This window comes from Algoriphagus vanfongensis DSM 17529 (genome assembly GCF_000429465.1).
In the GTDB taxonomy this organism is placed as follows: domain Bacteria; phylum Bacteroidota; class Bacteroidia; order Cytophagales; family Cyclobacteriaceae; genus Algoriphagus; species Algoriphagus vanfongensis.
Genome location: NZ_AUBX01000009.1, coordinates 514,169 through 539,424, shown reverse-complemented (window position 1 = coordinate 539,424; position 25,256 = coordinate 514,169). Strand labels below are relative to the sequence as shown.

General features: G+C 42.2%; 20 protein-coding genes and 1 tRNA gene. 14 read left to right on the top strand and 7 right to left on the bottom strand.

The genetic code is table 11. From position 1 onward, the window contains the following. The first annotated feature begins 22 nt into the window (after window positions 1-22). The 7 genes from G460_RS0103635 (at window position 23) to bshB1 (ending at window position 8,193) form a co-directional block, all read left to right on the top strand. Complete coding sequence (locus G460_RS0103635; RefSeq protein WP_026954088.1) at window positions 23-1,804, top strand: LptF/LptG family permease; 1,782 nt, start codon at window positions 23-25, stop codon at window positions 1,802-1,804. Between the two features lie 67 nt (window positions 1,805-1,871). Further along, window positions 1,872-2,147, top strand: coding sequence for a 30S ribosomal protein S15 (gene rpsO, locus G460_RS0103630; RefSeq protein ID WP_026954087.1), 276 nt, complete (start codon window positions 1,872-1,874; stop codon window positions 2,145-2,147). Between the two features lie 99 nt (window positions 2,148-2,246). Then, window positions 2,247-4,394, top strand: a complete 2,148-nt coding sequence (pnp, locus tag G460_RS0103625) for a polyribonucleotide nucleotidyltransferase (protein WP_026954086.1) — start codon at window positions 2,247-2,249, stop codon at window positions 4,392-4,394. Between the two features lie 56 nt (window positions 4,395-4,450). Further along, window positions 4,451-5,314, top strand: a complete 864-nt coding sequence (locus tag G460_RS0103620; RefSeq protein WP_026954085.1) for a sigma-70 family RNA polymerase sigma factor — start codon at window positions 4,451-4,453, stop codon at window positions 5,312-5,314. 159 nt (window positions 5,315-5,473) lie between these two features. After that, window positions 5,474-6,418: a thioredoxin-disulfide reductase gene (gene trxB / locus G460_RS0103615; protein ID WP_026954084.1), complete on the top strand. Its 945-nt coding sequence runs from the start codon at window positions 5,474-5,476 to the stop codon at window positions 6,416-6,418. 8 nt (window positions 6,419-6,426) lie between these two features. After that, window positions 6,427-7,467, top strand: coding sequence for a peptidoglycan DD-metalloendopeptidase family protein (locus tag G460_RS0103610; protein ID WP_026954083.1), 1,041 nt, complete (start codon window positions 6,427-6,429; stop codon window positions 7,465-7,467). A 9-nt stretch (window positions 7,468-7,476) separates the two neighbouring features. Then, on the top strand, window positions 7,477-8,193 hold the full coding sequence (gene bshB1 / locus G460_RS0103605) for a bacillithiol biosynthesis deacetylase BshB1 (RefSeq protein ID WP_026954082.1): 717 nt from the start codon (window positions 7,477-7,479) through the stop codon (window positions 8,191-8,193). Here the strand turns inward: bshB1 and pdxH are convergent, their stop codons facing one another. Then, window positions 8,194-8,829, bottom strand: a complete 636-nt coding sequence (gene pdxH, locus G460_RS0103600; RefSeq protein ID WP_026954081.1) for a pyridoxamine 5'-phosphate oxidase — start codon at window positions 8,827-8,829, stop codon at window positions 8,194-8,196. A gap of 104 nt (window positions 8,830-8,933) precedes the next feature. On the opposite strand from pdxH, the gene G460_RS0103595 reads away from it, so the two are divergent. The 4 genes from G460_RS0103595 (at window position 8,934) to G460_RS0103580 (ending at window position 12,125) form a co-directional block, all read left to right on the top strand. Continuing rightward, window positions 8,934-9,503, top strand: coding sequence for a YqgE/AlgH family protein (locus tag G460_RS0103595; protein ID WP_026954080.1), 570 nt, complete (start codon window positions 8,934-8,936; stop codon window positions 9,501-9,503). Window positions 9,504-9,550: 47 nt separating this feature from the next. Further along, entirely contained in the window at window positions 9,551-11,578 is a 2,028-nt protein-coding gene (locus G460_RS0103590; protein ID WP_026954079.1) for a DUF349 domain-containing protein, read from the top strand. Window positions 11,579-11,688: 110 nt separating this feature from the next. After that, a tRNA-Thr gene (locus G460_RS0103585) sits at window positions 11,689-11,761 on the top strand. Between the two features lie 55 nt (window positions 11,762-11,816). Continuing rightward, window positions 11,817-12,125: a GIY-YIG nuclease family protein gene (locus G460_RS0103580; protein ID WP_035463813.1), complete on the top strand. Its 309-nt coding sequence runs from the start codon at window positions 11,817-11,819 to the stop codon at window positions 12,123-12,125. Between the two features lie 204 nt (window positions 12,126-12,329). Here the strand turns inward: G460_RS0103580 and G460_RS0103575 are convergent, their stop codons facing one another. Beyond that, entirely contained in the window at window positions 12,330-12,959 is a 630-nt protein-coding gene (locus G460_RS0103575) for a nitroreductase family protein (protein WP_026954077.1), read from the bottom strand. A 206-nt stretch (window positions 12,960-13,165) separates the two neighbouring features. Between G460_RS0103575 and G460_RS0103570 the strand changes: the two genes are divergently transcribed. Beyond that, window positions 13,166-15,859 (top strand): DUF7133 domain-containing protein, encoded by a 2,694-nt coding sequence (locus G460_RS0103570; RefSeq protein WP_026954076.1) that lies wholly within the window; start codon window positions 13,166-13,168, stop codon window positions 15,857-15,859. 167 nt (window positions 15,860-16,026) lie between these two features. Further along, window positions 16,027-16,401 carry a hypothetical protein gene (locus G460_RS21350; protein ID WP_051315897.1) on the top strand — a complete coding sequence of 125 codons (375 nt, stop codon included), beginning with the start codon at window positions 16,027-16,029 and terminating at the stop codon, window positions 16,399-16,401. Window positions 16,402-16,467: 66 nt separating this feature from the next. Here the strand turns inward: G460_RS21350 and G460_RS0103560 are convergent, their stop codons facing one another. The 3 genes from G460_RS0103560 to G460_RS0103550 are packed head-to-tail and all read right to left on the bottom strand — an operon-like array spanning window position 16,468 to window position 21,974. Further along, window positions 16,468-17,583 carry a Gfo/Idh/MocA family protein gene (locus G460_RS0103560; protein ID WP_026954075.1) on the bottom strand — a complete coding sequence of 372 codons (1,116 nt, stop codon included), beginning with the start codon at window positions 17,581-17,583 and terminating at the stop codon, window positions 16,468-16,470. 40 nt (window positions 17,584-17,623) lie between these two features. Continuing rightward, the gene (locus tag G460_RS0103555) at window positions 17,624-18,484 is read right to left on the bottom strand and encodes a sugar phosphate isomerase/epimerase family protein (protein WP_026954074.1); all 861 of its coding nucleotides are present in this window, start codon (window positions 18,482-18,484) and stop codon (window positions 17,624-17,626) included. A 1-nt stretch (window position 18,485) separates the two neighbouring features. Further along, window positions 18,486-21,974 carry a PVC-type heme-binding CxxCH protein gene (locus tag G460_RS0103550; RefSeq protein WP_035463811.1) on the bottom strand — a complete coding sequence of 1,163 codons (3,489 nt, stop codon included), beginning with the start codon at window positions 21,972-21,974 and terminating at the stop codon, window positions 18,486-18,488. A gap of 136 nt (window positions 21,975-22,110) precedes the next feature. On the opposite strand from G460_RS0103550, the gene G460_RS0103545 reads away from it, so the two are divergent. After that, on the top strand, window positions 22,111-22,983 hold the full coding sequence (locus G460_RS0103545; protein WP_035463809.1) for a helix-turn-helix domain-containing protein: 873 nt from the start codon (window positions 22,111-22,113) through the stop codon (window positions 22,981-22,983). On the opposite strand, the gene G460_RS0103540 is transcribed toward G460_RS0103545, so the two are convergent. Next, on the bottom strand, window positions 22,980-23,660 hold the full coding sequence (locus tag G460_RS0103540; protein WP_026954071.1) for a LytR/AlgR family response regulator transcription factor: 681 nt from the start codon (window positions 23,658-23,660) through the stop codon (window positions 22,980-22,982). The genes G460_RS0103545 and G460_RS0103540 overlap by 4 nt on opposite strands. A gap of 3 nt (window positions 23,661-23,663) precedes the next feature. Beyond that, window positions 23,664-25,082 carry a sensor histidine kinase gene (locus tag G460_RS0103535; protein ID WP_026954070.1) on the bottom strand — a complete coding sequence of 473 codons (1,419 nt, stop codon included), beginning with the start codon at window positions 25,080-25,082 and terminating at the stop codon, window positions 23,664-23,666. Window positions 25,083-25,256: the final 174 nt, after the last annotated feature.

Genomic DNA, 25,256 nt, shown 5'->3' with positions numbered 1-25,256 from the left:
GGAGCTACGTAGTAGAGCTTTCATGAAGAAATTAGACAAATTGATTCTTGGGTCTTTTATAGGCCCATTTTTATTGACATTCATCGTCGTTGATTTTATTCTTTTGATCGTCAATATGCTCAAGTATTTTGACGAAATTTTTGGGAAAGGCCTGAGCTTTTGGGTCTATGCGGAATTGATTGGATATTTTGTAGTCAGTATTTCTCCCATGGCTTTGCCGCTGGCAGTTTTACTTTCCAGTTTGATGACTTTCGGAAATCTGGGAGAGCACTTTGAGCTCACAGCCATCAAAAGCTCTGGGATTTCCTTAGTAAGAGCACTTAGGCCTATTGCTGTCTTTACCGTGTTTTTGGTGATTGCAGCATTTTTGTCAAATAATTTTATCGTTCCAAAAGTCAATCTCAAAACCTTTGGTTTGCTCTATGATATTCGGATGAAATCACCTGCTCTGGATATCAAAGAAGGAGTTTTTTATTCGGGGATTCCCGGCTACAGCATCAAGGTCAAAGAGAAAATAAGGGATAATGACCTTAGGGATATTTTGATCTACAGTCATCAGGAAGGCTTGGGAAACCTAGAAGTGACCGTTGCCGATTCGGGCCGCATGGAGAAGTTTTTCAATGAAAACTACATGAGAATGACCTTGTACCATGGGACCAACTACAAAGAGGAGCGGGCAATGCGAGGTATTTCTGAAAAACCAGTGGAATTCAACAGAACGACTTTTGACGAAAATGTGATCATCTTTGATATGGATGAGTTTCAGCTCAGCAGAACACCGGAAGATCTGTGGTCCACCAACCGAGCCATCAAAAACATCCATCAAATCAAAGATGGTTTGGATTCTATCTATACGCTGATTAATGATCACAAATTTCAAACGTATCAAACAACGGCGAGTATTTATCCATTTTTTACCAAGGAAAGAAAAATAGATCCGCTAGCGAGTATAGCTGAGAGGAAGTCTCTGGATGATACGCTCCGAGCCGAAAAAGCTAAAAGAGACAGGGTTCGTCAGGACTCGATTAACAAAGCGAAGAATACCGCGAAGGAAGATACGACCAAGGTAGTGGTGAGTAATCCTGAAAATAACATGCGGGTGGAGCAGGGCGAAGAAGAAGTGCTTTCAGTAGAAGCAAGTAAAACTGCAGCATCGTCAGATTCCTTGTTTAGAAAAAGGAAACTTCAACGAAAGTCCCTTGATAGTTTGCGAGCAGCGGAAGAAGAATTGGTGCAAAACCCAACCGAGGATGAAATGCCGGTGTTGGAAGAGGGATATAGGAAAGAGCCCTTGACTCAAGAAGAAAAGGATCTGATTGATAGTGTAGTTTTCAAACGCGGGTACAAGTCCAATGCAATTACGATGGCTCTCAATAATGCCAGAAGTTTGAAAAACAACTTTGGAGTCAAAAAAACTCAGATTGACAATTATGAAAGGGAGTATCGCAGATTTGAGATTGCGATGTATCAAAAGTACACGCAGGCCTTCGCTTGTTTTGTAATGTTTTTGATAGGAGCACCCCTTGGCGCGATCATCAAGAAAGGTGGGCTGGGAATGCCGGTCTTAGTTTCTATCATATTTTTTATTGTCTATTACATGCTGACTATCACGGGGGAGAAGTGGGCCAAAGAAGGGATCGCAGATCCTTTGATCGGCACTTGGTTTTCCTGTGTGATGCTCTTGCCTTTTGGGTTGTTCTTTTTGAAACAGGCTCGAAAAGACGCACGTTTGTTTGAGCCGGATTTCTACTTAGAATGGTGGAAAGGGGTAAAAAAGCGTCTTTTCAAAAAGCAATACAGTTGAGACATAATATTTTATTTTCGAAATAATAGCCTTACCTTTGTAGCTGTTTTAATTAATTTAGCTAAACATGTATTTAACATCAGAGAAAAAACAAGAGTTGTTTCAAAATCATGGACGGTTAAAATCTGCTACAGACACAGGGTCTCCTGAGTCTCAGATTGCGCTGTTTACTCACAGAATCAAACATTTGACTGAGCATTTGAAGTCAAACAAGAAAGATCACTCCACGAGATTGGGTCTTTTGAAGCTAGTAGGTAAGAGAAGAAGCTTGCTGGATTACCTTTACAAAAAGGACATCGAGCGATACAGATCAATCATCGCCGAGCTAGGAATCAGAAAATAATCATTGGTAAGGTTCTCAACTTCGAGAACCTTACTTTTTTTCTTTTTAAGCTAGATGCCTTAATTTTTAAAACGAAAGATAAAATTCTAATCATTACTTATGTTACCAAATTTAATCACTAAAACCATCACCCTATCAGATGGTAGAGAAATCACCATTGAGACCGGAGCTTTAGCCAAACAAGCGGATGGTTCAGTAGTAGTGCGAATGGGAAAAGCCATGCTATTGGCAACGGTAGTTTCCAAAAAAGAAGCACAAGAAGGAGTGGACTTTTTGCCACTTTCAGTAGATTACCAAGAGAAATTTGCATCTTCTGGAAAGATTCCAGGAGGATTTTTGAAAAGAGAAGGAAGACTTTCCGACTATGAAATTTTGATCAGCCGCTTGGTTGACCGTGCCATCAGACCTATTTTTCCAGATGATTACCACGCCGATACACAGGTGGCCATCACCCTAATCTCTTCTGATGAAAACGTATTGCCTGATGCACTGGCTGGATTGGCAGCCTCATCCGCATTGGCAGTATCAGATATACCATTCAACGGACCTATTTCTGAGGTTCGAGTTGCCAAAATCCAGGGCAACCTAGTGATCAACCCTAGCCCATTGGATCTGGAGAAAGCAGATTTGGAATTCATAGTAGCTGGATCATTGGATTATATCCTGATGGTAGAAGGTGAAGCCAATGAGATCTCTGAAGATGAAATGGTGGAAGCTTTGCAGTTTGCTCACGAAGAAATCAAAAGACATTGTGAAGCTCAGATTGAATTGACCAAGCAATTGGGCAAAGAAGTAAAAAGAGAATATTGTCATGAAAAAACTGACCCGGCTCTTTTTGACAAGATGAAGGCTGAGTTGTATGACAAGCTTTACGCTTCTGTCAGCAAGCAGATCGCCAATAAATCTGAGAGAACAGACTTAATCAAAGCGATCAAAGAAGAGTTTGTAGAGAACTTGGGAGAAGAGCATGAATTTGAAGCGAGCTTGATCGGCCCATATTTCCACAAAATCCATAAAGAAGCAGCCAGAAACTTGACTTTGAATGAGAAGAAAAGACTGGATGGCCGTCAGCTAGATGAAGTGAGACCAATCTGGTCCGTAGTTGATTATTTGCCTTCTGCACATGGATCTGCTGTTTTCACAAGAGGTGAAACACAATCCATCACCACTTGTACCCTAGGTACAAAAATGGACGAGATGATGGTAGATGGAGCCGTTATTTCTGGTTACAATAAATTCTACTTGCATTATAATTTCCCTGGATTTTCTACTGGTGAGGTAAAACCAAACAGAGGTCCAGGTAGGAGAGAAGTAGGTCATGGCAATTTAGCTATGAGAGCTTTGAAAAAGGTGCTTCCTCCAGAGACCGAAAACCCATACACAATCCGTGTAGTTTCTGATATTTTGGAATCGAATGGTTCTTCTTCCATGGCAACGGTATGTGCCGGCGCTTTGGCGATGATGGATGCAGGTGTGCAGATCAAAGCTCCTGTGACAGGGATCGCGATGGGGATGATTTCAGATGCCCAAACAGGCAAGTATTCCATCCTTTCAGATATTTTGGGAGATGAAGATCACCTAGGAGATATGGACTTCAAAGTGACTGGAACTGCCGCAGGGATCACTGCTTGTCAGATGGACTTGAAAGTCGAAGGACTGGATTACAATGTATTGAAGGAAGCTTTGTATCAAGCCAAAAAAGGTAGACTTCATATTTTGGATGAAATCACCAAGACATTGGCTGCTCCAAAACCTGACTTGAAGCCTCATACTCCAAGATCTTACACCATGTTTATTCCTAAGGAATTGATCGGTGCTGTGATCGGACCTGGTGGTAAGGTCATTCAGGAGATGCAAAAAGATACCAATACCACGATTGTGATCGAAGAAATAGACAATCAGGGTAAAATCAATGTATTCTCTGCAAATCAAGACAACCTCAATGCTGCTTTGTCTCGTATCAAAGCTATAGTAGCTCAACCGGAAATCGGAGAGACTTATACAGGAAAAGTGAAGAATATTCAGCCTTTTGGCGCCTTTGTGGAATTTATGCCGGGCAAAGATGGTTTACTTCATATATCCGAAATCAAATGGGAACGTTTGGAAAGCATGGACGGAGTCTTGGAACCAGGAGAAGAAATTATGGTTAAATTGATAGACATTGATAAAAAGACCGGTAAATTCAAGCTTTCCAGAAAGGTACTTTTGCCTAAACCTGAAAAGAAAGAATCAAAAAGCGAGTCTTAAGTTTCTATTGATTAAATTCATTAACTTAATTTCAATTACATCAATCAAAATTCTGAATGAGGCAGCTAAAAATTAGCAAACAGATCACCAATAGAGAGAGTCAATCTCTGGATAAATATCTTCAGGAAATCGGTAAGGTAGATTTGTTGACTGCAGACGAAGAGGTAGTTCTAGCCAAAAGAATCCGTGAAGGAGATCAATTGGCACTGGAAAAGTTGACTAAGGCCAACCTTCGTTTTGTGGTATCAGTAGCCAAGCAATATCAGAACCAAGGACTTTCTTTGGGAGACTTGATTAATGAAGGGAACTTGGGCTTGATCAAAGCTGCACAGCGTTTTGATGAAACCCGTGGTTTCAAATTCATTTCATATGCCGTATGGTGGATTCGTCAGTCTATTCTTCAAGCATTGGCTGAGCAATCCCGTATCGTAAGACTTCCATTGAACAGAGTAGGTTCTTTGAATAAAATCTCGAAGACCTTCAGCGAGTTGGAGCAAAAATTCGAAAGAGAACCATCTCCGGAAGAATTGGCTGAAGTATTGGAAGTCACTGCCTCCGAGGTAGTAGACACCATGAAAATCTCCGGTCGTCACGTATCCATGGACGCTCCATTTGTACAAGGGGAAGAAAACAGCTTGTTGGACGTTTTGGAAAATGATGGAGACGAAAAGCCTGATGATGGCTTGATGAATGACTCTTTGAGAAAAGAAGTGCAGCGCGCTCTGTCTACTTTGACACAACGAGAAGCTGATGTGATTACACTCTATTTCGGACTGAATGGCGAGCATGCTATGACGCTGGAAGAGATCGGTGAGAAGTTCAACCTGACCCGAGAGCGGGTGAGACAGATTAAAGAAAAAGCCATTAGGAGGCTAAGACATACATCCAGAAGTAAGACATTGAAGCCTTACCTGGGATAAGCAAAAAAGGGGTTTAAAACCCCTTTTTTCTTTTACTTTTTTCTATACTACCCTGTCTAACCCCGGTGGATTTTATCCGTATTTGGGAATTTTAACAAGGGGTAGTTTTGTTGCAATCTAAGAATTATCAAAATTTACCGGATTTAATACATTTCATTGATGAGTCAAGAAATTGAAAAAGTCAAAGTCCTGATCGTAGGGTCAGGTCCAGCAGGCTATACAGCAGCGATTTATGCATCTAGAGCTGGGTTAAACCCCGTTTTGTACACAGGTGGACAGCCCGGTGGTCAGCTCACGATCACGACGGATGTGGAAAACTATCCTGGCTATCCAGATGGTATTATGGGGCCTGAAATGATGGAAGACTTCAGAAAGCAGGCTGAGAAATTTGGGACACAGATCCGCTACGGGTTGGTGACAGGAGTTGATTTTTCTGTCAAACCTCATGTAGTCACCGTGGATGATCAGGTGACTGTCCATGCCGATACAGTGATCATCTCTACTGGAGCCTCTGCCAAGTGGCTAGGACTAGAAAGCGAAACACGTCTAAATGGTAAAGGTGTCTCTGCCTGTGCTGTTTGTGACGGATTTTTCTTTAGAGGTCAGGATGTCGCTATCGTAGGTGCTGGGGATACAGCATGTGAAGAAGCATCATATTTATCCAATATTTGCAACAAAGTATATATGCTTGTGCGTAGGGAAGAGATGAGAGCTTCTCAAATCATGCAAAAGCGAGTCATGAACAATCCCAAGATTGAGATTCTGTGGAATACAGAGACTGATGAGATATTGGGAGAGGATGAAGTGACTGGTGTAAGAGTGCTGAATAATAAAACAGGAGAAAAAAGAGAAATTGAAATTTCTGGCTTCTTTGTTGCTATTGGTCATCAACCAAACACCGAAGTATTCAAAGAATTCATCCACATGGATGACTCTGGATACATCAAAACTATTCCTGGAACTGCCAAGACAAATGTAGAGGGAGTTTTTGCTTGCGGAGATGCTCAAGATAATGTCTACAGACAAGCGGTCACTGCAGCAGGAACTGGCTGTATGGCAGCATTGGATGCGGAGCGGTATTTGGCCGAAACAGAAAATCACTAGAAGAATTCATGAGGTATCTCAAATCGATACTTATACTTATACTATTTGGGAGCATTGGGTTAGTAGAATCCAATGCTCAAATTTTACCCAAAATCATCAAGAAAAATACCACCCAACCTACCACCTCCGGTCAGGAGCGTAGGAATATAGAATTGCGTGGTTTTGATCAGGACTCGTATCTGCGGACGCTATCTACTGTAACGGACTCCTTGATTTTTGAGAATAATGTAAATCTGGGCAAAGTCAGGTCCATTATATCCGAAGATCAGAATGTGATGATCTGGGCGCCCACGAATAGACTGGTAAAAGTGTCGGAGCAAATCCAAATCGACAGTATCTGGGTGACAGCCTATGAGTATTATTCGGCTTGGGATTCCAAAAAAGTAGATATCTACAATACTGACGTCAAGAGTTTTCAAGACTCAGTCAAGATCCGTCTATATGATCCATTTTTTGGCTATGACTGGAAAATGCCTTTATCCAGTACTCCGAAAACTTCAGGATTTGGCTATCGATGGAGACGTTGGCACTATGGGACAGATTTGGACCTAGATACAGGAGACCCTGTCTATTCAGCATTTGATGGGATTGTAAGAGTTCGTTCCTATGACCGCTACGGCTGGGGATATTATGTGCTAGTACGACACAAAAATGGCCTTGAGACTCTGTATGGACACCTTTCCAAATACATGGTAGAAGTGGGACAAGAGGTGAAAGCTGGTGATATCATTGGGAAAGGAGGGAGTACGGGAAGGAGTACAGGTTCGCATTTGCACTATGAAATGCGCTACAAAGGCTTGCCTTTTGACCCTGAATTGGTGTATGATTTTAGTCAGTACAAGATCCTTTCGCAGGAATATTTGATTACTTCCAGTACATTTTCGCATGTCGCGCAGGCAAGATCCAGAGCCTATCACCGCGTGAAGAGTGGAGATACCTTGGGTTCTATAGCCAGAAGATATGGAGTATCAGTCAGTGCACTGACCCGAATGAATGGGATTTCATCCCGAAGTATTTTGAGAATCGGACAAAATCTCCGAGTAAGATAAATTTCAAAAATGAAACTAGATATTTTAGTCATTGCAGCCCATCCTGATGATGCAGAGTTGGGGTGTGCAGGGACCATCCTCACTCACGTAGCCAAAGGCCATAAAGTGGGTATCGTAGATCTCACTAAAGGCGAAATGGGGACCAGAGGTACTCCGGAGCTTCGTGTACAAGAAGCTACTAAAGCGGCAGAAATTTTGGGATTGGCGGCAAGAGAGAATCTGGGATTCAAAGATGTTTATTTCCAGGATGATGAATCTCATCAGCTTGAATTGATCAAAATAATTAGAAAGTATCAGCCAGATATCGTTTTGGCCAATGCTGTTTCTGATCGTCATCCAGACCATGGAAAAGGTAGTCGACTGGCGACAAATGCGTGTTTTATGAGTGGATTGCGCAAAATTGAAACACAGCTCGAAGGAGAAAGTCAGAAACCATGGAGACCTCAATATGTCTACCATTACATTCAAAATAATTATATCGAGCCTGATTTTGTCATGGACATTACACCGTATTGGGAAACTAAAGTCCAAAGTATTTTAGCTTTCCAGTCGCAGTTTCATGATCCATCGAGTCAAGAACCAGAAAGCTTTATATCTACTCCGGACTTCTTGCCATTTATAGAAGCAAGAGCCAGGGAGTTTGGACATAAGATTTTGACGACCTACGGTGAAGGCTTTACAGTGGAAAAGATGATAGGAGTCAAAGATCTTTTTGATCTCAGGTAATCAAGGCGCCAAGCGGGAGATGACCCAACTTCCGCTTTCACTTTTTTCATAGAGAATACGGTCGTGAAGTCGACTGGCTCTTCCTTGCCAAAATTCCAGTCTGTGAGGCAAAAGCCTATAGCCACCCCAATGAGGAGGTCTGGTGATCTTCTCAGTTTTGAACTGACTCTCCAACTCCTCAATTTTCTCAGTCAAAGCCTCCCTTGAACTTATCTTTTTACTTTGTGGAGAAGCCCAAGCTCCAATTTGGGAACCTACAGGTCTGCTAAAAAAATATTCATCTGATAGTGCTGCGTCTACCTGCTCTATGGTGCCTGTGATTCGCACTTGTCTTTCTAGCTCTGCCCAGAAAAATGTCAGAGATGCCTTGGGATGAGCTTCCAGTTCCTGGCCCTTTTCACTTTCGTAATTGGTAAAAAAGACAAAGCCATAATCAAGGTCCTTTAGGAGAACAATCCTTCCGTTAGGATACCCATCTAGTCCCAATGTAGACAGTGTCATGGCATTGACTTCCAAAACTTGTGAGGCGATAGCTTCCTCTAGCCATGATGAAAACTGGGTAAAAGGGTCTTTATTTATAATGTTGATATCCAGTGATTTAAGCGTGTAGTCCTTACGTATTGATGAAATATCCATGGAAAAATTGTTCATAGTTTAATAATAGAATAAAAGTACGATGACCATTGCATTTATAAAATTTAGATTTATATTTTTCCTTTCAATATTTCCACTTCCTGCCTATGAGTGAAGAAAAGATTCCTACCCCTCATGTCGGTGATTTGTTGATTTCCGAGCCCTTTTTACAAGATGAAAACTTCTCCAGATCGGTCGTGCTTCTTTGTGAGCACAACGAGGAGGGTAGTTTTGGCTTGGTGTTCAACAAACCTTCCATCCTCAAAATCAATGAAATCTTAGACGAATTTGAGTTTTTGGACTTGGAAGTATATGTAGGCGGACCTGTCGAACAGAATACTTTGCATTTTGTTTATTGGGGAGACAAGGAATTGGAAGGAAGTATTCAGATCGGTGACAATCTCTGGTGGGGTGGCAGTTTCGATGAACTGGTCTCTCGGATCAAAGCAGGAACCTTCGATCTGGATAAAATCCGGTTTTTCCTCGGCTACTCTGGTTGGGCAGCGGGACAGCTCATGGATGAGTTGACTGAGCACACTTGGATTATCTGTCACGAAGAGGTGGATCAAAAAACCTTTAAATCCACTCCTGAGGAATTGTGGCGAAGTTTATTGAAAAAAATGGGAGGAGAATTTAAGGTTATAGCCAATTATCCCATGGACCCTAGATTAAATTAGGCAAAATCCTTTCTTTTGCCCATATTGCTCTGAAATTTTGCGTTTTTATGACTGAGAAAAGTAATGAATTGTCCGACAAGGACAAGGTGACCCAAGCTTCTGAAAATCCTGAGGCAAAAGGTAAAGTAAAAGAAACTAATAGTTCATCATCTGAAGAAACTCCTGCAGAAGATGATCAGCCCGCGGCTACATCACATGTAGAATCAACTAAACCTGCTGAACCTCAAGAAAAAGAGGAGGAAGTTACGGCTGAAAATGAAGAAGTTACTTCTGAAGAATCTGTAGAAAAACCGACCGCAAAGGCCGATGAGGCTGAAGAATCCACGGAAAGCGAAGAGGAATCAGAAGGAGAAGAAGAGCATGAGGAAGAGCATCTGGAACTTGACGGTCTTTCAAAAAAGGAACTTCTGAAGTTGATTAAAGAAAAATTAGGCGAAGGGAAAAATCCTCTGAAGATTGAGAAAACAATAGGGGAAATCAAGGCCGCCTTAGATGAAATAACTTCCAAAGAAAGAGAAGAGGCTCTTGAGAAGTTCAAGGCAGAAGGAGGAACAGATGATGATTTTGACTTTAGACCCTCAGACGAAGAGAGGGATTTCAATACTTACTTTTTTGAGTTCAAAAAACAGGTATCCACAATAAGAAAGGATGCCGAAAAATTAAAAGAGAAAAATCTAGAAACGAAGACTGAGATTCTCAATAAACTTCGAGAACTCGTAGATGGTGAAGAAACGACTCTAAGCATGAATGCCATTAAGGCGATTCAGGAAGAATGGAAGTCCGTAGGAGCAGTACCATCTTCTCAAAATAGAAGCCTCTGGGCAAGCTACAATGCCTTGATGGATAGATTTTATGATAATCGTTCCATTTATTTTGAGCTGAAGGAGCTCGATAGAAAGAAAAACCTGGAAAGTAAACTAGAGCTGTGTAGCAAAGCGGAAGCCTTGAAAGATGTCGCTGATCTAAAAGAAGCTATCCAGACCTTAAATGAGCTTCATGAGGAATTTAAGCACATAGGGCCTGTCCCAAGGGAAGATCAGGAGCCATTGTGGCAGAGATTCAAGGCGGCTTCGGATAATGTCTATGACAGACGCAAAGAATATTACGATTCTCAGAAGGAAGTTTTCAAAAAGAATCAGCTAGACAAAGAAGCTTTGATCGAGAAATTGGTGGAGTTTGCAGACTTCAAAGCAGACCGAATCAAAGAATGGAATGCCAAAACCAAGGAGATTCTTGAGATTCAAAAGAGCTGGGAAAAAATAGGTCCTGTACCTAGAGAATCAGGAAAAGAAATCAATAAGGCCTTTTGGTCAGCTTTCAAGAAGTTTTTCCATCACAAAAATTTATTCTTCAAAGAGCTGGATGAAATCAGGGCAACCAATCAGTCCAAAGCTGAAGAATTGATCGTCAAAGCTGAAGAATTAAAAGATTCTACGGATTGGCAAAATACCTCCAACGCGCTGATCAGCTTGCAGCAGGAATGGAAAAAGCTCGGCCCAACTCCAGAAAAGAACAGAGACAGCCTTTACAAGCGGTTTAAATCAGCTTGTGATACCTTCTTCGAAAACAGGAGAAATTCCAATAAGCAGGCAAACTCCGAATACGAGGCTAACTATAAGAAGAAACAGGAGCTATGTGAGGACATCATCAAAGCTGCCGAAGAGAATCCAAGTGAGGAAGAGTTGACTGGAATGGTGGACAAATTCAATGAAATTGGGTTTGTACCTCGTAAGAATATGAAAGATATTCAAGCTCAATTCAAGGCAGCTGTGGATGCCTATTTGGAGAAATTGGATGACGGATTTGACAGGGAGGATTTCTTGTTCAGGTTGAATTTGAATAGGATTCAATCTGATCCAAATGCCAACAAAACTCTGAATAAAAAGGAGCATGGCATCAGAAAACAGATTTCTGATTTAGAAAATAACATCACACTTTGGAAAAACAATTTGGAGTTCTTTGCAGCTTCAAAAACGGCAGACAAGCTGAAAGATCAGTTTGACGTGAAAATCCAAAAAGCCGAAGATGAGATTGAGAAGTTGAAGAAGAAGCTTTCTATCCTTCGAGAGTTTTAAATTTTTCTCTCTCAGAATAAGGAAGATAGAGAATGAATCTAAATTTTAATTTCTGAGAGTTTGGAGTGAATAGAGGGAAGGCCTATATTTGCACCACGTTAAAGGAAAAAGCCTCTTTAGCTCAGCTGGTAGAGCAACTGACTTGTAATCAGTAGGTCGCTGGTTCGATCCCGGCAAGGGGCTCAAAAAACCACTCAGAAATGAGTGGTTTTTTGCTTTTAAGACTTTAATTTTAAGAATGGTTGATGAATTTTTTGTTTACATTCTTTATTCCTCATCAATAGACACTTTTTACATAGGTCAGACCAACAATCTATCAGAGAGGCTTAAGCAGCATAAAAATAAGCTCGTTGGTAGGGCATTTACTAAAAGAGCCACAGATTGGGAAATCTACCATTCAATAAGCTGTAGTACAAGGAACCAGGCTATCTTGATAGAAAGACATCTGAAGAGAGCTAGAAGAAGGAAGTATTTGGAAGATTTAAAGAAGTATCCAGAAATTGCTTTATCTCTTCTCAAAAAGTATCCTAATGACGAGTTTCAATAGGTCGCTGTCCCGATAGCTATCGAGGACGATCCCGGCAAGGGGCTCAAAAAACCACTCAGAAATGAGTGGTTTTTTGCTTTTATGGCGATTTTATTTTAGAAAATAGAAAAGGAATTTTTGGATCAGTCTGTCTTCTGATTTCCTAAACCAAAAAAAACAGCTCAATCTCTCGAGCTGTCTTTCTACTTGGGTTTGTATTCTGAATTAGATCGTGGTGATTAATTCTTCTTTTGGAGTTCTTACTTTTTTCATATTGACCAACCAGTCCTTTTCGGCATCTCTATAGCCTAGTGGGAGCACAAGGACAGATTTAAGGTTTTTCTCCTGGAGGTTTAATAATTCGTCCAATGCTGCATTGTCAAAGCCTTCCATAGGAGTGGAGTCCACTTCTTGCTCTGCGGCCGCTAATAGCGCGCTTCCGAGGGCTATGTAAGCTTGTCTGGCTGCGTGTTGATGATTTGCATCGGCACTCTGAGCTCCGTAGATCTGAAGAAGTCTATTACGGTAATCATCCGTCATGCTATCCGGAACTTGTCTTTCTTCATTGTTTCTTTTAAAAACCTTATTGATTCTCTCTTCAGTATAGTCATCCCAAGCGGCAAAAACCAAGACATGAGACGCGTCTGTGACTTGGCTTTGGTCGAATGATATTTTTCTGATTTTTTGTTTCAATTCCGGATCTGTGATCACTAAAACTTCATAGGGCTGTAGACCAGATGAGGAAGCGCTAAGTTGGATGGCATCCAAGATATAGTCCACTTTTTCCTGCGGAACAGTCGCTCCGTTCATTGCTTTTGTGGCATAGCGCCATTTAAGATTTTGTAGTACGTTCATGTTGGTAGGTATATGATTCTATATTTAATGTATATACATGGGTTAAAGAGTCTTTTGGTTTAAAAAGTTCAAAAAGTGTAAAAAATAGTGAGAAAGGCTCTTTTTCTGTGATCGGCAAGGCAATGCTAGAATAATGTAATATTTTGTGCCTCGATTTTGAGAGTGAAGCTTTCGATGAAAATTACCCTGTTCAACTCCATTACTTAATGAATACTACTATTTCCAAAAGTGCACTTGTACTTTTTACTTTCACCACGATTGTAGCCTGTCAGGAGAAGAAATCTCCCTTTGATGTGTCTCCTTCCGATTCTTTGGATCCCAAAAGATTGGAAGAACCCTATCCTCAAATCAGTGTACCAGCTGATGCTGACATGGAGTCTGCGATCTGGAAAGGAATAGATCTGAGCCCCAAACCACCTGTTGTTCCTGTTTCTGCCAATGAGCAAAAGAAATCCTTTGTGTTACAACCGGGCTATCAAATTGATCCTGTGCTATCAGAACCACAAATCAAGGAGCCTGCTGCGATTCAGTTTGACGGGAATGGGAGAATGTATGTATTAGAGTTAAGGTCTTACATGCAAGATCTCGACGCAAATGGAGAGCTTCTGCCTACCTCTCGGATCTCCAGATGGGAGGATACCGACAATGACGGGGTCTATGAGACTGGAGTTGTTTTTTTGGATAGCTTGGTTTTCCCACGCTATGTGGTTCCTTTTGGTCCCAATACGATCTTGTCTATGGAATCCAATGAGGACCATGTGTATAAGTTTACAGACACCGATGGAGATGGCAAGGCAGACAAAAAGGAGCTTTTCGCATCTGGGCTAGGTCGTTCCGGCAATGTCGAACATCAGACAAGCTTTCTGACCTGGACGCTGGACAACTGGATGTATAGTACCTACAATTCCAAAAGAATACGCTGGACTCCCGATGGAGTGATTCAAGAGCCAAGTGGCAACCCTTGGGGCCAATGGGGTGTGACTCAGGATAGCTATGGACAAATTTGGTTTCAGGACGGAGCCGGTGGAGTACCGCAAGGTTTTCAGTTTCCGATTGTCTATGGCAATTTTAGTGTGAGAGGAGGATTGAAAGAAGGTTTCCGAGTTCCTTATTCCTTGGTGCAGCTGGAAGATTTCCAGCCTGGCATGAAAGAAGTCAAACCTGACGGTTCTCTTTCCAATGTGACTGGAGCCGCAGGAAATGATGTCTTCAGAGGAGATCGCCTGCCTCAAGACTTGGTAGGACACTACATCTATGGAGAGCCAGTAGGGCGTATCGTAAGAAGAGTGGAGACAGAAAAAGTAGAAGGATTATCCTATTTACAGAACACCTATATACAATCTGAGTCTGAATTTATCCAATCCACCGATCCGCTCTTCAGACCTGTGGATATGGCTACTGCGCCAGATGGCACGCTCTACATCGTCGATATGTACCGGGGTATCATTCAAGAAGGGGAGTGGACTCAGGACGGGAGTTATCTCCGAACCAAAATTCAGCAGTATCAAATGGATGATGTGATTGGAAATGGGCGTATCTGGAGACTTTCGTATGAAGGAATGGGGAGAAATACGGAAAAGCCAAGAATGTATGAAGAGACTAGCCAAGAACTGATCAGACATTTCGAAAATCCAAACGGCTGGTGGAGAGATATGGCCCAGCAAATTTTGGTTTTGAATCAGGACAAATCCATTGCTCCTGAGTTGGAAAAAATGGCTCGTTCCTCTTCAAATGAATTGGCACAAATCCACGCATTATGGACCTTGGAAGGGTTGAGCGAATTGACCCCTGAACTCGTGACCGAAATGGCTCAGGATGCCAATCCAAAAATCAGAATTCAGGCTCTTCGTGCAGGAGAGACTTTGTATAAATATGGGAACAAAAGCTTGGGACAGCTCTATAGAGACGCCACAAAGGATGGAGATATCGATGTAGCCATTCAAGGTCTTTTAAGTGCTTATATTTTGAAAATAGAGCAAGTAGAGGACTTGATCGCTCAAACTATCAAAGGCAATCAAGGCAAAGGTGTGCAGGTGATTGGCGCTCAATTGCTGGAAAAAATAGATGAAGCCAAGAAAGCTGCCGAAACCAAATTTGAGCCAGCTGAAATGGCACTATATACGCAAGGAAAATCGATCTATGATTCTTATTGCGGTACCTGTCATGGACCAAAAGCATTGGGTTCTCCCGCTGGAAACGGACATTTAATCGCTCCAGCATTTGCTGGATCTCCGCGAATCCAAGGACATCCTGAGTACGCTGTCAAAACCCTCCTTCACGGATTGACAGGTAAAATTGAAGATAAAGAATACGAGGGTGTGATGATCGCAATGGACTCTAATGACGATGAGTACATCGCTTCGGTTCTTTCCTATATCAGGAATGATTTTGGCAATTCTGGGACTTTTGTGACTCCAGAATATGTGGCAGAAATCAGAAAGAAAACCGAATCTAGAACAAACAGCTATTCATTTGATGAGCTGGTAGGGGAGATTCCAAAGCCTCTGAACCTGCAGGATAACTGGAAAGTGACGGCAAGTAGTACGGCTCTTCGTGGAGTTGGATCTACCAAAGATCCATCTTATGCATTCTCTTTCAAAGGATGGAAAACAGATGGGAATCAGGAAAATGGAATGTGGTTTCAGGTAGCGCTTCCTACGGATGAATTACTGACTGAGATTCAATTTGATGCTGGAAACGATGAGTTTCCACGTCAATTCAGTATCTCTATTTCTAGAGATGGCCAATCCTGGACTGAGGTAGTGCAGGCAAAAGGTCACAAAGGCATCAATTCAGTGCATTGGGATGCCTCTGAAAAAGCCAGCTTTATAAAGGTCCAAACGACGTCCGCTGCTGCCCATGCTTGGTTTATGAGAAATCTAACACTGTTTGCAAGATAATTTCGCTATACATGTATTGTAAAAGGGATCGATTAATTCGATCCCTTTTTTTATGATTAATAAATTTGACTTCTTGATTTTTGTCAAAAGGATATTTTAAATCACCTGTTTGAAATAAGAGGATTTATTGTTTCATTTAGAACTATTAGACTTTAACCCCAAAAACCATGAATTCAAAAAAACTACTCAGTTCAGTATTGACCCTTTTGCTTTTCGCCAGTTTGTCATTTGCCTATGTGGTAGAAGATGCGGCTTATTTCGAAGGGAAGTGGGAGGTATTAGTAAAAGATACTCCTCAAGGTGATGCCACCATTCCAATGCGATTTGAAACTAAAGATGGAGTGACAAAAGGATACTTTGTAGAAGCTGCAGGTGGCGAAGAGAAAGCTATGTCCTCAGTGAATATCAAGGATGGCAAGCTAACTGCCTATTTCAATATCACAGGGTATGACGTGTATGTCAGCCTAGCAAAGGTAGACGATGACAATGCTTCTGGCTCCCTGATGGATATGTTTCCTGCAGAGGGAAAACGCGTGAAGTAAGCAATCTGAGCACAACAAAAAAGGCAGCCAAAAATCAGCTGCCTTTTCTTATGAATAAAACCCAAATTATTTTTTCAATGTAAATTCTGGAAGGTATTTGATCTTGCCGCCTTCCATGGCTGATTCATGTGCCAAAATACCTACACAGGTAATATTCGCAGATTGTCTTGCATCTGGATAAGGAGCTCTATCCTCATACAAGGCTGTGAGGAATTGATGAACTAAGTGAGGGTGAGAGCCGCCATGGCCTGAGCCCTGGATAAAAGACAAGTGTTGGTTGTCATCCGAATCATAAACTCCCTGCATGGTAAATCCTGCGATTTCCTCTGGTAGCAAATGTGCGTAATCAGGGATTTTGACTTTTTCTGGTACTTCTCCCGTATGAATCACCGAATCTTCATGTTCGATGAGCGTCCATTCGAAAGATTTTTCAGAACCATAGACATCAAAACTCTCTCGGTACTGACGGGCGGTATTGAAAAGCGATCTGGTCACCTCAGCAGAAAGATCGGAATCTTTTATTTTGATATGACAAGTCTCAATAGCAAATGGAGAACCGTATTTAGGAATCAAGTTTTCATCGATTGTGCCAGATCCAAAGCAAGAAACATACTCTGCTTCACCTTTTGGTAAAGCCAATACCGGACCCACACAATGCGTAGCATAATGCATGGGAGGGAGGCCTTCCCAATAGCCCGGCCAGCCAGCCATTTCCTGTTGATGTGATCCTCTTAGAAACTGGATTTTACCCAATTCTCCTTTTTCATACATCTCTTTGATGAAGAGAAATTCACGGCTATAGACCACCGTTTCCATCATCATATAGGTCAGTCCTGTCTGCTCGGTTAGTTCCACGATCTTTTTACAATCCTCTACAGACGTAGCCATAGGAACTGTACAAGCGACGTGTTTGCCAGCTTGAAGTGCTTTAATGGACTGTTCTGCGTGATTCTGGATGGGAGTATTGATATGAACTGCGTCGATGTTCGGATCTTTGAGCAATTCATCGTAGTCCGTATATACTTTTTCTATCCCAAAAGCTTTTCCTATTTCCTCTGCCTTCTCTTTATTTCGTTGGCAAATCGCATACATATTTGCCCATGGATGTTTTTGATAAATCGGAATGAATTCGGCACCGAATCCCAGTCCGATGATTGCTATGTTGATTGGTTTTTTACTCATAATCTATTTTAAAAAAGGGTTATTGATTGGTTTATTGGATCTATTCTGCGGCCCAGGAATTCAGGAAAGTGTAGCCATCCTTGGCAAAACTATCTTGGCTCGGCACCAATGGTTTCCAGATACATACTGCACCTGCGAGCTCTTTTACCTCTGGAGTAAAGCTTTCGATGGAGATCGTTCCTTTGTAGTTGACAGCTTCTAAACCTCTTTTCCAAGCTGCCCAGTTGGTCTGACCTGTACCAGGAGTTCCCCTGTAATTCTCAGAGACCTGAACATGGACCAATTTATCTCCCACAGTTTTGATGGCTTCCTCGATGCTGGGCTCTTCGATATTCATATGAAACCCGTCCAATAATGCTTTGGCTTCAGGTTCATTGATATCTGTGATCAATTGCTTCAGCTCTGCAGCTGTATTGATTAGGTCTGTCTCAAATCGATTCAAAGTCTCAATCGCAATTTCCAATCCTTGAACCCGAGCTCTTTCACAGACTTTTCTCAAGTTGGTGACGGCCAAATTCCATTCAGTTTTCTTTTGCTCAGGAGAAACCAGTCTAGCTTTTCCGACAGCCGAATACATGGGACCAGCTACGAAACCAGCACCCAACTGGGCCGCTATATCGAAGCATCGATCCAAATAATCGAAACAGGTTTGATGAAACTTGGGATCCTCGTGAGTCAAATCACGGGTCGGGCCAAATGCCCCGCAAATAATGGGCTTGAGCCCATTACTTGCCAAAGCATCTGCTACAACAGGTATATCTATCAATGCCGGATCTTCCACCGGGATTTCCACAGCATCGTATCCATATTCTTTGATTTTTGGAAATAGAGCTATGGTTTCTGAGCTGAAAGGAGAAGTCCATAGCCAAGTACTCACTCCAAATGTTATGTTTAATGCCATCTTACTCTACGATCATAGTTCCAAACATAATTCTCCAGTGTCCCGGCACTGTGCAGACAAATGGGTATTCGCCAGGCTCTGTAGGTGCGGTAAACACAATAGATTCTCTTCCTTCCGGATCGACCAGCGGTGTAGCTGCTATCACTTCAGGAATATTTGGAACATAGTTTTGCTCGGCTCCTTTAGGGTCTCTTGCCAATTCATCGGCAGCTTTTCCGATGATTTCCATAGATCCCTTTTGTCCGATGACCAAGTTGTGCTGCATGAAGTCTGGGTTTTCCACATCTATGGTTACTTGAGAACCCGCTTTGACGGTAAAGGTGGATTTATTGAACTTCATCTCATGAGGAATCACCGCCAATTTAACTAGGGAAGTGCCGTTGGCGGTAGTGCTACTGCTTCCGTTGGAATCAGAAGCTAGGACGGTTCCAGGCTTCTTCAAGCCTAGAGTGGATTTGTTGCTCAAGCGACCATTGAACCACCAAGTACCTTCATATTTTCCGACTACATAGCGGCTGTCATTGGTACCGGCTCGCACTCTGCTTGGAGTCAATTCTTCGGTGAATAGTCCTGCCGTTTTTCCAGTGGCAACTTCTTCCCCATTTATCTTGAGCGTCATGCTTCCATCTTCTACCAAAGTAGCATCGATGGTAAACTGCTCTTCAGGAAGTCCTTTTTTGGAGTTGATAATCGCTTGCTTTTCATTTTGTGCCACTGCGAAATACAATCTCTCATCCATCACATACAAGCTGTATCCATTCGTATTGTTTCCTTGTGCTACCAAAACACCTTCCAGAGGATCATTTGCCTTGGAGATCATCATTCGGATAGAGATCTCTTTGCCTCTCGCATCTGGTGGGAATAGAATAGAATTGCGCTGATCCAGAGGATATTGCTCACTCACCAAACCTCTCGCGATCTTCTCAGTCAAGGTCAGATCTTCTTCTTTGTCCAAAGCAGGATCCAAGTCCGCAAACTCTGTAGGATGCGCCAAAACAGCTGCAAATACGGCTTGTGGTAAATAGGGATCATCTCCGTTTTGAGCATTTCCAGCAGCTTTCACCAATTGCTTGGAAGCTTCTTCAGAGAATGGCATCTCCGAAAGAGTCAAGAAGGCATATTTTCTGGTATGCAAATCTTCGTCTTCCAAAATACCTGAACCCAAAATGGCGGTTAAGCTTTCCTGAGTGGCCGGAAGAACTCGCAAAGCATTCTTTCTCACACCTGGAGAAGGGTGCTTCAATGCTTTTTCAGCTATCATCGCAGCTTCTCTATTGCTGCCATCCAGTTGTCCTAAGCCATAAAGTGCCCAAAGTGCATTGATCGCTGCGCCATTGATACCGATTTTGTCGGTGGATTGGTCAGAGATGATTTTGTAAAGGTCAGAAAGTACCTCGGTGTTTTTGTTCTCTACGATCAATCGCTGAGCAGTCAATCTCCAGAACATGTTTTCGCTTTTCAGAGCTTCAATCAACTCAGAGTTGGAGGCATCTTTCAAGTCGAACGTTTTGGAAGCTGTACCACCTTTGTAAACTACTCGATAGATTCTACCATGCTGACGGTCACGCATCGGGTTGATGTAGGCATTTCCTTCACCATTTTCCCAGCCTCTAGGAGTTGGGTTGTGCTGGATGATAAAGTTGTACCAATCAGCTACCCAAAGGGCTCCATCAGGACCTACTTCTGCATGAACAGGGGAGAACCATTCGTCTGAACTCGCCAGAATATTGAATTTGTTTTTCTCTGTAAACCCAGAGCCATTCGGGTTGATTTGAGCATTGTGAAGGACACGTCCCGTTGGCTCGGCTACGAAAGCTATTTTGTTCCAGTAAGATTCTGGGAAACTTCTTGCTGTGTAGAAATTATGTCCTGCAGCAGCTGTATAAGATCCATGCCAGTCCACCTGTCTCAAGAAAGGAGTCAAATGAGGCATGTCATAGTGTGAGTCGATCCCATGAACTGTATTGGCAGAACCTTGATAAATCGGTCTTTTGATGTACTTGTTTGCCATAGAGTAATACACGGAGTGCTGGCCATTGGCAGTAGAGATGAAGGTTTCGAAATCTTCCGTGAAACCCAATCCCCAAGTATTGTTGGAAGTATTGCCAAGATATTCCAGGTTTTCGCCAGATGGATCAAATCTATAAACACCCTGACCAAATGAATGCCTTTGTCCGCTGACTTCTCCATTGAAGCCAGAATAACCTAAAACACCCCAAACTTTATTGTCAAAACCATATTTCAAGTTAGATGGACCTGCGTGAGTATCTGATTTGCCCCAGCCAGTCATCACTACTTCTTTGACGTCCGCTTTGTCATCTCCATCAGTATCTTTCAAAAAGACGAAGTCTGGAGCCATGGAGATCAGCATACCGCCATTCACTGCTGTGATGGAGGTAGGGATATTTAGTCCTTCTGCGAAAATGGTTACCTTATCGGCTTTGCCATCTCCATCAGTATCTTCCAAAATTTTGATTTTGTCATCGCCACCTTCTTTTCTGATTTCATTTGGATAATCAGTGGTTTCGATCACAAACAATCTTCCTCTTTCATCCCAAGTCATCGCGATTGGGTTGATAATCATAGGCTCAGAAGCAAATAGCTCCAATTCAAATTCAACAGGGACCTGAACCAATTTCATGCTCTCTTCTGGGGAAAGCGGATGCTGGAAACGTGGTGCTGGATCTCTTTTTTCGTAGTTAGGAATCTCAGCTTCTTCAAAGGTAGGAGTAGGGATGTTGTAAGCGGTCAATAGCTCATTTACTTTGTCGCCTACTGCCCATAGAATACCATTCGCTACAAGCTGCTGAAACTCTTCCTTTTCCCACGTTTTCTCATTGTGGCCATAGGCGGTATAGAATACTCGGCCTTTGCCTTCCTCTCTTGTCCAGGTGTAAGGTTCCCGGTGATCGCCTTCTACACGCTCCATAAGCACATGCATGTCCGGATTGACTTTGGCATGGACATAGGTCTCATCCCAAGTCTCAAATTCCTCGATGCCTTGCATGGCTGGATGCTCACTATCTACGATATCCACAGTGAAATCTCCCACGCCATGCGTGCTAAATTGTCCTCCAACAGCTGAGATGTACCAGTCTGAGTTTTGGAAGCAGAAAGAAGCACTATGAATAGGAATCAGCGCCTTGCCGCTTTGCACATACTCTTTGAGTGCACTTTCCTGCTCCGGGCTGATCTGCTCGTGATTGGCGTAGATCATGAGCCCGTCGTAGTTGTTGAGGGTGGTGGAATTGAGATCGGCGGGATCTGTGGTGTAGGTGAGGTTGATACCTCGCTGAAAGAGAGGAGTTTCGAGATACATCATCAATTTTTCCGAATGATGATGCTCACTTTCGTGGCCCAAAACCAAAATTTCCACTCTTCGTGGGTCGGTCATTGAAAGAAAACTTTGTTCTTTTTTACATGCAATCAGGAAAGTAAAGAGAGCCATGACCAGCAGCCAGCTTTTTCCCCGTGGGTTGTATTTACTCATGCTTTGGGTTTATGATTTTTTTCGATCGATAATATTCTCGAAAAACTCGACGGAAATCCAACTGTATACCCCCCAATTCTGACTGTTTTATGATAATTATTTTTATTTTGTTAGTGAATTTTAGCAAAAATCAGTGATGAGACCCGTTCAGAAATCCAGGATTCCAGATAATAAAGCTTTTGTAATCAGAGAGTTAATAGCTCCTTATTTTGATGTTAACTGGCATTTCCACTCTGAGTTTCAACTTTTCGTGGCTTTGAAAGGAAAAGGAACCCGGTTTATCGGGGATCACATGCAGTCTTTTCAGGAGGGAGACATGGTTTTGACCGGACCTAATTTGCCACATTTATGGAGGAATGATAATGTGTATTTTGACCCGGAGCAAGATCTGGAGACGCATGGGATCGTGATTTATTTTCCGGAGCGCTTTCTGAATGATTCGGTTTTCAAACTGGAAGAATTCTCCCTCATCTCATCCATGCTACATAAGGCGTCTCGCGGGATCGAAGTCATGGGCAAAACCAATCATAAAATCACTCAAATGATGAAAAAACTGCTCCGGGAAGAAGGGATTCAGAGCATTATTCTCTTTTTGGAAATCCTACAGCAGATCGCAGAATCCTCTGAAATCAAGTTCATCACAGATGCTGCCTATATCAATACTCACAAGGAATCTGAAAAAGACAGAATGGGGCTAGTCTATGATTTTGTGATGCATCATTTCATGGAAAAAATCTCTTTGAAAGAGGTAGCTGATATCTGCAACCTGTCTGAAAGTGCCTTTAGTCGCTATTTCAAAAGCAGGGCAAATCAGTCCTTTTCAGACTTTTTGAGCCAAGTACGGATCAATCATGCTTATAAATTGCTGCAGGAAGAGCAATTGAACATCAGTCAGATCTGCTATGAGTGTGGCTTTTTCACTCTTTCCAATTTCAACAAGCAATTCAAGGAAAAGGCCGGCAAAACTCCCATGGAATATAGAAGAGAGTTCTTTTCCAGATTTGACTAGGAGTTTTTGAAGGCTTCCTGAATGGCTTCCAGATAGGTCGAACTGATCGGTACTGTATGTCCTTTGAGGTGAAGCTGATGACGCTCCATGCGATTGACGAGTTTGGGATTGGCGAGAAAGGAACGATGCGTTCGGATAAAATAGGAGGGGAGTTCCTGCTCTAATTGGGAAAGTGTCATCCTGCTCACGATTTTTTGATCCTGAAGCTGAAAGTTGACATAATTTCCCTGAGACTCGCAGTAGAGCAATTCGTCAAACAGTACTTTGAAAGTACCATCTACAGTTTTGACAAAAAGAAAAGTTTTCTGATGATCCGGCTGTAACGAAAACCATTCTTCAGCTTTTTGGCAGGATTTGAGAAATCTGGAAAAAGCAAAAGGCTTCAGCAGGTAATCCAAGGCGTCCAATTCAAAACCTTTGACAGCAAAATCCTCATAAGCAGTGGTGAATATCACCTGGATATCCTTGGGAAGGAGCTCTGCCAGATCTATCCCGGAGATATCCGGCATATTGATATCCAAAAATACCAGGTGAACCGGATGAGATTTCAGATACTCCAGAGCCTCAATGGCATTGGTGAAGTAATGTTGGATTTCGAGAAAGGGAACTTTGGAGGCGTGAGATTTGATCACCTCCAAAGCGTAAGATTCATCATCAATGGCAATTGCCGTGAGCATAGATTAGCGAAGTTGGATGGAAAAATGTACGAAGAAATCAGTGTCATTGGAAACGATGCTGAGCTCGTGCTTGTCTGCATATGTCAATTCGAGACGTTTTTTCACATTATCCAGACCTATACCGGATTCTTCCCGGTCTTTTTCAGATTTGGATTTGTCGGCGTGTACGCTATTGACCACGTCTAGATGGAGCGAGCCGGCGATGCATCTCAGATTGATTTTGATCCATGATTTTTCTTTGGAACTGATCCCGTGTTTGAAAGCATTTTCCACAAAAGGAATGATCAGCATGGGAGCGATTTCACCGGAGCATTGGTTTTCATTGATTTGGATATCGACTTCCAGATTTTTTTGCGCCCCAAATCGCAGCATCTGCAGGTCGAGGTAATTTCTCAAATAGGTGATTTCGCGGCTCACAGGGATTTTGGACATCTGATTTTCATGAAGCATAAAGCGCATCATGTCTCCCAGTTTCTGAATGCCATCTGAGGTCTTCTCTGCATTTTCCATCAAAGAACTCGCATAGAGTGTATTTAGCGCATTGAAGAGAAAGTGGGGATTGATCTGTGAGCGCAAGAAATCCATACTTGCATTTCCTTGATTGACCTGAGTGGTGAGATTGGTGATCGTGCCGGTGAATGATTCATATTTCTTAAAAATCATATTGCTCATCGGAATCACAATCAGACCTGCAACGGCTGCGATCATCATTCCGATCAAGAAGATGAATTCTTCATTGTTTTCGGCAGCGATGACGAAGAAAATCATCAAAATTATCCCCATCAATAAGGCCAAATACCAATTCGCCTTTTTGGTTTTTCCTTTTTGTCGATTTCGGAAAATCAGGAAATAATTGAAACCAATCACAATCAAAATGGAGGGTACTATCAGGATGAAAAATACCAGAGCGACTTCATTGGTAATCGTTCGCTGTGCCAAAACCAAGAATAAAATCAGAAAGACATAAGCTAAAAGAAGGCGCAACTGATTGTAGAATAGAAAATCCTGCAATCGGGGAGGAGTGAGCATCTCGCGGATGACAAAGCACGCAAGGTGATAACTGATATAGAGGACTATGATGCCGATGAATAGGAAAAACAAGTTGCCGGCGGTGATACCAAATGCAACAGAAATCAGAGCGGAAAGTCCAAAACTACCCAATAGTGTCAGTAGAGAATAACCGACTAATGCCCAGACGTTTTGATTTTTGAAATAAGCTGGGACCAGCTTCATGTGAATGATGTAGAATCCTGCAAAAATCACACTTGGTATGAACACATTCGCCATGGACTTGAATCCACTGGGCCCTGTCCATCTTAAATAATTGCTTTGAGAAATCAGGTTGAAGAGGATGATGCAGACAAAGGTGATGGTCATCATCCACCATTCAATTTGCCGGAAATCTAGACTTTTGTTTTTCATGGGATTAGTTGAAAGAAACTAGCGTGAATAATTGATACAACAGCGCCAGAATCATCAAAAATAAGTATCCACGGTTGGATTCTTTCAGATGGTTAGGTGTTTCGCTGCTTTTTGTTTTCATGTAGCAAGAATACAGCGGCTTGTATTTTTCCTCAATTACTTGGGATGAAATGG